Source organism: Dietzia sp. DQ11-38-2, assembly GCF_014145055.1.
Classification (GTDB): domain Bacteria; phylum Actinomycetota; class Actinomycetes; order Mycobacteriales; family Mycobacteriaceae; genus Dietzia.
The window spans coordinates 1,838-8,409 of the sequence record NZ_JAALDW010000418.1; the positions used below are offsets into that span (position 1 = coordinate 1,838).

Sequence of the window (6,572 nt, forward strand, 5' to 3'; positions counted from 1 at the left end):
CGCCGTGGGCGCGGCGGACGCATCCGCACGGTGACACCCCCCGAAACCCATCGAGAAAGCAGAGAATGCACACCCTCAGATCGAGTTCCACCGTCGTCCGTCCTGGTGCATTCCCTGCCGGCATAGTCGCTGCCGTCGTCGCCCTCGCGCTCGCGGGGTGCGCGGGCGGCCCGACCGACACGGGCGGCCCGGATACCGCGGCGGGCGGGACCACCACCACTGCCGCGGAGTCGTCGCGGCAGGGCACCGGCGACGGGCACGGCGAGATCGAAGGCGCCGAGGAGGTGGCCGAGCCCCAGCTGCACCTGGTGAGCATCGACCGCACCGGGGCGGTCGGCATGCTCAACCTGCTCGACGGGACGTCGACCGAGCCGGGCACCATCGAGCCCCCGTCGGCGGTCACCTCGGACGGCCGGTACCTGTTCGCGGACACCGAATCCGGTGTGGAGATCGTCGACAGCGGTGTGTGGACGTGGGACCACGTCGACCACTTCCACTACTACCGCACCTCCCCGAGCATGCTCGGAGCCGTGATGGGGGACGGCCCCGCGGTCGTGACGACCTCAGGTAACGCCACCACGGGGGGTACCGGGATCTTCTTCCCGGAGTCGGGAGAGGCGGTCCTGCTGAGCAACGAGGCCCTGTCCAAGGGGCGGGTCGAGGAGGTCTTCCGTCTCGAGTCCGAACCGCACGAGGGACTGGTCGCCCCCCTCGGCAGTGGCGCGCTCGTGACCATCGTCGACGAGTCGGCAGTGGTGTCCGGGGTGGAGTTCCACGGAGCCGACGGCGCTCCGGTGGACGGTGCGACGGCGCCCTGCGCGGACGCACAGGGCGCCGTGACCACGCGCATCGGTGTGGTCGTGGGCTGTGCGGACGGGGCCGTCCTGGCCACCTACGAGGACGGCGGACCTCGGTTCGAATCGATCGCCTTCCCGGAGGGCACCGAGGCGCCGCGCGCGACGGAATTCCGTGGCCGCAAGGGACGACCGGTGGTGGCCGCGCTCGCCGGGGACGAGGGATTCTGGCTCTTGGACACCCGGTCGCGGCAGTGGCGCCTGGTGCCGACGGATCAGCCGTTGCTGCAGGTGTCCGCCGCGAGTGACGACGACTCCCACGTGGTGGGGGTGGACCGGGAGGGCCGGATCCGCGTCTTCGACGGAGAGGCCGGCACGGAGATCGCGGTGACCGAGGCACTGCTGGCAGGGTCGGTCGCGAATCCGGAGACCGCCTCCGGGATCGAGCTCACGGTCGACCGCGAGCGGGCGTATGTCAACGACCCCGTCGCAGGGGTCGTCCACGAGATCGACTACCGGGGCGACGCGCGCGTCGCCCGGAGCCTGGGGACACCCACCACCCCCGACTTCGTGGCGGAGACCGGACGATGAGGCGGCGTCCGGTGCTGTCCGCCGTGCTCGTCGCAGCGGGACTGGCCCTGTCGGGGTGCGCGATCGTGGACGGCGACGCGGGCGACCACCCCACCGTCGTCGTGACGACCAACATCCTCGGCGACGTGGTCGAGAACGTGGTGGGGGACGCGGCCGACGTCACGACCCTGATGAAGCCCAACGCCGACCCGCACTCGTTCGAGATCTCCGCTCAGGAGGCGAGCCTCATGGATCGCGCCGACCTGGTGGTGTCGAACGGACTGGGTCTCGAGGAAGGGCTCCAACAGCATCTCGACCGGGTCGCGGACACCGGGGTGCCGATGTTCGTCGCGGGGGACCAGATCGAGGTCATCGACTACTCGGACGAGGACGCCGGCGGCACCGCCGACCCGCACTTCTGGACCGACCCGGCCCGCATGGTCGACGTCGTCGACGCACTGGAGACCGAGCTTCTCGACGTGGAGGGGATCGACAGGGCCGCCGTCGAGGCGGGTGCCGCCCGGTACCGGGACCGACTCGACGAGCTCGACGACGAGATGACCGCCGCGTTCGCCACCCTCCCCGCCGACAGACGCGCGCTGGTGACCAACCACCACGTCTTCGGCTACCTCGCCGAGCGTTTCGACTTCCGCGTCCTCGGCGCGGCCATCCCCGGCGGGACCACCCTCGCCTCCCCCAGCGCCTCCGACCTCGACGGGCTCGCCTCGGCGATCACCGAGGCCGGCGTCCCCGCGATCTTCGCCGAGTCCTCCCAGCCGGATCGGCTGGTGCAGGTGCTCGCGAGCGAAGCCGGTATCGACATCAGGGTGATCGAGTTGTTCACCGAGTCGCTCACCGAAACGGGACAGGGCGCCCCCAGCTACCTGGAGATGATGCGCGCGAACACCGAGCGCATCGTCGACGGGCTCTCCGCCTGACCACCTAGTGAAAGAAGGACGAGGAATGAGAACACGACACACCCGCGGCGCAGGAGCGGTCGCGGTGCTCGCGACAGCGGCTCTGCTCGCCACCGCATGTGGCAACGGTGGTGGCGACGCCGACGCAGACGACGCCGAGGCGCAGAACGCCACCGCCACCACGACCTCGGCAGCACATGAGGGGTCTTCGGAGAACCGACTCGCGGTGGCGTACGAGAACGGCGTCGCGGTCCTCGACGGCGAGACCCTCGAGATCATCGAGGAGTTCGAGACCGAGGAGTTCACCCGCCTGAACGCGTTCGGTGACGGTCGGACCGTCCTGGTCACCACCTCCGACGGGTTCCAGGTGCTCGACACCTCGGCGCCGGAGCTCACCGACCTGGTGATCGAGGCCGAGACCCCGGCGCACGTCGTCCGGCACGCGGGCAAGACCGTGCTGTACGACGACGGCACCAGCGACACCTTCGTCTTCGATACCGACGCATTCGCCGGCGACGACGCCGACCTGCCCGATTTCGAGACCATCCCCGGCGACCAGGCGCACCACGGCGTCTCGATCGTGCTGAGCGACGGCACCTTCCTCTCGACCATCGGAGACGACGAGGGCCGCACGGGCGCCTTCGCCGTCGACGCAGACGGCGAGGAGATCGCCCGCAACGAGGAGTGCCCCGCGATTCACGGCGAGGGCACCGCCGCCGACGAGACGGTGATCTTCGGGTGCGAGGACGGTGCCCTGATCTACAAGGACGGCGCGTTCGAGAAGCTCACCGCGCCCGACGAGTACGGCCGCATGGGCAACGCCTACGTGTCCGAGGACAGCCCCCTCGTCGTCGGTGACTACAAGGACGACCCGGACGCCGAGGGCGTCCTGCTCAACAAGATCGCGCTGATCGACACCGAGGCCCGCACCCTCGAGGTCGTGGACCTGCCGGAGGACGTCGGGTACACCTGGCGCGGCGTGGTGCGCGGGCCGGACGACAAGGCCTACCTCCTGGGCACCGACGGTGCCATCCACGTGATCGACCCGGCCACCGGCGAGATCTCCGAGAGCTACGACGTGATCGGTTCCTGGGAGGGCCCGGCGGAGTGGCAGGACCCGCACCCCGGCATCGTGGTGAACGGGGACATCGCCTACGTGAGCGAGCCCGCCGCGAACACCGTGTACGCCGTGGACCTCACGAACGGTGAGGTCGTCGCCTCGGGCCAGCTCCCCGAGGCTCCCAACGAGATGGCGGTGGCCCTGGGCTGACCCTGGCTCGACCGGCTGTCGACTCCATGAGGAGCGGTCACCGCGCCGGTTCTCGTCGAGTGGGTCGGAGAAGGACCCCTCGAACGACCACGCGGTGGCCGCGCTCCTCGTGCCTGGAGGCGGCCACCGGGTGTGTCCCCTCTCGGTGAACGACGCCCCGGGACGCGAATCCATCAGCGTTCCGAACTCTGGTCGGTGGGATGACGACCGCGGATATCGGCGCCGACACCCACGGAAGAGCCGGTTATCCGGCAGAGGGCATAGACAGCGCCACGACAATTTGATTACCTCGTTGAGGACACTATCCGAGGGAGTCACGATGTTCGACGACTACGGTTTCTGGAGCGTGCTCTGGTCAGTCTTCTGGATCTTCGCGCTGGTCGCCTATCTGTTCGCATTGTTCTCGGTGATCGCAGACCTTTTCAGCGATCACCAGCTCAGCGGCTGGTGGAAGGCGGTCTGGGTGTTCTGCCTCGTGTTCGTGCCGTTCCTGACGGTCCTGGTGTATCTCATCGCCCGGGGCCCCGGTATGCAGGAACGTGCGGAACTGAGGCTGAATCGCGACCAGCGCAATTTCGACGACTACATTCGGAAGATCTCGCATTCGACAAGCCCTGCCGACGAGATCACCAAGGCCCGCGCTCTTCTCGATCAGGGGACCATTTCTCCACAGGAGTACGAGGCGCTCAAGGCCAGGGCATTAGGCCAACCCGGGTGACGACGCCGGCATTCGACGATCCGGAGACTCACGCGGGTGAGCAGACGTCCGCTCCGCGCGAGGGCCGCGACGTCGATGGCGCTGCCGGTCTTCGGATGTGAGGTGACGTTGTGGACCCAGACGACGCGGGACCTCGCGGCGTGAGCGGCCGGGTGGGGCACGTCGTGATCTTCGCGCCGTCACCCGTACTGACGATCACGGTGGAAGACCACGACGGTGACGTGGCGATTCACCTGCACCCGGGTGGGCAGGGCGTGTGGCAGGCCCGGATGGTGCGCGCTCTGGGCACGGAGGTGACCCTGTGCGCGGGGTTCGCCGGAGAGACCGGGGCAGTGCTGCAGCATCTCATCCGGGACGAAGGTTTTCGTCTGGTCGCGGTGGAACGGAAGGAAGGCTACGGCGCCGCATACATCCACGACCGTCGGCAGGGCAGTCGGCGGGTCGTCGCCGACACCAAGGGTGATTCGTTGTCGCGCCACGACCTCGACAGGTTGTACGGCCTGACACTCCGTGAAGCCATCGGCTCGGATGTGGTGCTTCTCAGCGGTCCCGCCGGCGGGGGCGTCGTACCTGCCGACGTCTACCGACGGCTCGCGGCGGACCTGCGCACCTGCCGGTGCAGAGTGATGGTCGACCTCATCGGGGAGCGGCTCGATTCCGCCCTCCAGGGTGGGGTGGACGTCGTCAAGGTCAGCCACGAGGAGTTGCTGGCGGATGGCAGGATCTCCTCGGTCGACGTGCGGGAGATCGTCTCGGCGATGCACGCGATCCGCAGTGCGGGCGCGGAGACGGTGATCGTGACCCGCGCCGAGAAGGGTTTGCTCCTCCTCGACGACGAGGGAGTCCGCGAGGTCGTCGCGCCGGCCATGCAGGTCGAGGACTCGACGGGCGCTGGCGACAGCTTCACCGCCGCTACCGCAGCGGTTCTTGCCCGGGGTTCGGGGATCGAGAAGGCGGTGTCACTGGGGGCGGCGGCCGGAGCGTTGAACGTCACGCGACACGGTCTGGGCACCGGCGAGTTGTCCACCATCAGGAGATTCAGCGAATTCGTGCAGATCAGTCCCTATGACTGGCAACGGCCTCCGGAGGTGCGGATCACGCCCGCCCAGCTTTCCGACTTCATCCGAAGGGGGTGACGGACCCTGCTCGCGTTGGTCACCAATGACGACGGTCTGGACTCTCCGGGCCTGTTGGCATTGGCCGGAGCGGCACGCGCAAGCGGGCTGGATGTGGTGGTGGCGGCGCCGGTGGAAGAAGCCAGCGGCAGCAGTGCGTCCATCACCGCCACCGAGGCTTCCGCCGTCACCGCCGCAGGTGGGCAGGGCAGCATCCGCGTAGAGCGTCGCACGCTTCCGGGAATGGAGGTGCCGGCGTTCGCCGTGTACGCCGCGCCGGCGCTGATCGTGTTGCTCGCAGCGCATCGTGCGTTCAGTGACGGGCCGCCGGATCTCGTCCTGTCCGGCATCAACCGCGGTGCCAACGTGGGCAGGGCGATTCTGCACTCCGGCACCGTGGGGGCCGCACTGACCGGTGGCCTCAACGGCGCCCGCGGCCTGGCGGTGTCGTTGGCGACCGATCACACGGACGCCGCAGCGCACTGGTCGAGCGCAGCGGCAGTGACCTCGCGGGTCCTCCCGGCGCTCTTGGCGAGCTCCAGCGGCACGGTGCTGAATGTCAATGTCCCCAACACCCCGCGCGCTGACGGGCTCACGATCACCAGCGCCCCGTTGGCGCCTTTCGGCATCGTCCACACCACCATGGTCGAGGCCGGCAGTAACCACGTCCATCTCATCCTGGCCGACACGCCGGAGGAGCACGAGGCCCACACCGACGCGGCGCTGCTCGGTGCGGGAGTGGCCACCGTGACCAGCATCACGGGCATCGGGGAGCGCGGATCCAACCTGGACACAGTGGTCAACCCCGAGAACGCCGACGCGGGGTGATCCTGGCCGGTGCGGTTCTCGCTATCCGCCATGGGGGGCGATCACCGCGCGTCCGCTGACCCGGCCGTCGACGAGCTTCTGGTACACCTCCAGGGCCTGGTCCAGGGGATACACGTGGACCTCCGGGTTGATCTTGCCGGCCCGGTACAGGTCCACCACCTCGTGGAGGTCCTCGAGGGTGCCCCAGTAGGTGGAGGAGAAGTTGACCTCGTAGGGCAGGCGGAAGACGTTCCAGGGGAAGTCGGCGCCGGCCAGGCCGACCACCGTGACCGAGCCCTGCTGGGCCACCACCGAGGCGGCGAGTTCCAGAGTGGGGGAGGAGCCCACGATGTCGAACACCGCGGTGACGCCGCGGCCGCC

At 69.0% G+C, this 6,572-nt stretch carries 7 protein-coding genes; 6 read left to right on the forward strand and 1 reads right to left on the reverse strand.

The window, feature by feature from the left end; translation table 11 throughout:
* Nucleotides 1-65: 65 nt before the first annotated feature.
* The 6 genes from G6026_RS13530 (at nucleotide 66) to G6026_RS13555 (ending at nucleotide 6,212) form a co-directional block, all read left to right on the forward strand.
* Nucleotides 66-1,385: an ABC transporter gene (locus tag G6026_RS13530; RefSeq protein ID WP_182613470.1), complete on the forward strand. Its 1,320-nt coding sequence runs from the start codon at nucleotides 66-68 to the stop codon at nucleotides 1,383-1,385.
* Nucleotides 1,382-2,302, forward strand: a complete 921-nt coding sequence (gene aztC, locus G6026_RS13535) for a zinc ABC transporter substrate-binding protein AztC (protein WP_182613471.1) — start codon at nucleotides 1,382-1,384, stop codon at nucleotides 2,300-2,302. The genes G6026_RS13530 and aztC overlap by 4 nt, the downstream gene beginning before the upstream one ends.
* 25 nt (nucleotides 2,303-2,327) lie before the next feature.
* Nucleotides 2,328-3,551, forward strand: coding sequence for a zinc metallochaperone AztD (gene aztD, locus G6026_RS13540; RefSeq protein WP_107757742.1), 1,224 nt, complete (start codon nucleotides 2,328-2,330; stop codon nucleotides 3,549-3,551).
* A 319-nt stretch (nucleotides 3,552-3,870) separates the two neighbouring features.
* The gene (locus tag G6026_RS13545) at nucleotides 3,871-4,269 is read left to right on the forward strand and encodes an SHOCT domain-containing protein (protein ID WP_107757741.1); all 399 of its coding nucleotides are present in this window, start codon (nucleotides 3,871-3,873) and stop codon (nucleotides 4,267-4,269) included.
* A gap of 140 nt (nucleotides 4,270-4,409) precedes the next feature.
* Nucleotides 4,410-5,405: a PfkB family carbohydrate kinase gene (locus tag G6026_RS13550; RefSeq protein WP_182613472.1), complete on the forward strand. Its 996-nt coding sequence runs from the start codon at nucleotides 4,410-4,412 to the stop codon at nucleotides 5,403-5,405.
* 15 nt (nucleotides 5,406-5,420) lie between these two features.
* Complete coding sequence (locus G6026_RS13555; protein WP_228549041.1) at nucleotides 5,421-6,212, forward strand: 5'/3'-nucleotidase SurE; 792 nt, start codon at nucleotides 5,421-5,423, stop codon at nucleotides 6,210-6,212.
* Nucleotides 6,213-6,233: 21 nt separating this feature from the next.
* Here G6026_RS13555 and G6026_RS17475 read toward each other — a convergent pair.
* A partial coding sequence (locus G6026_RS17475; RefSeq protein WP_241728085.1) for a zinc-binding dehydrogenase occupies nucleotides 6,234-6,572 on the reverse strand: 339 nt, incomplete at its 5' end.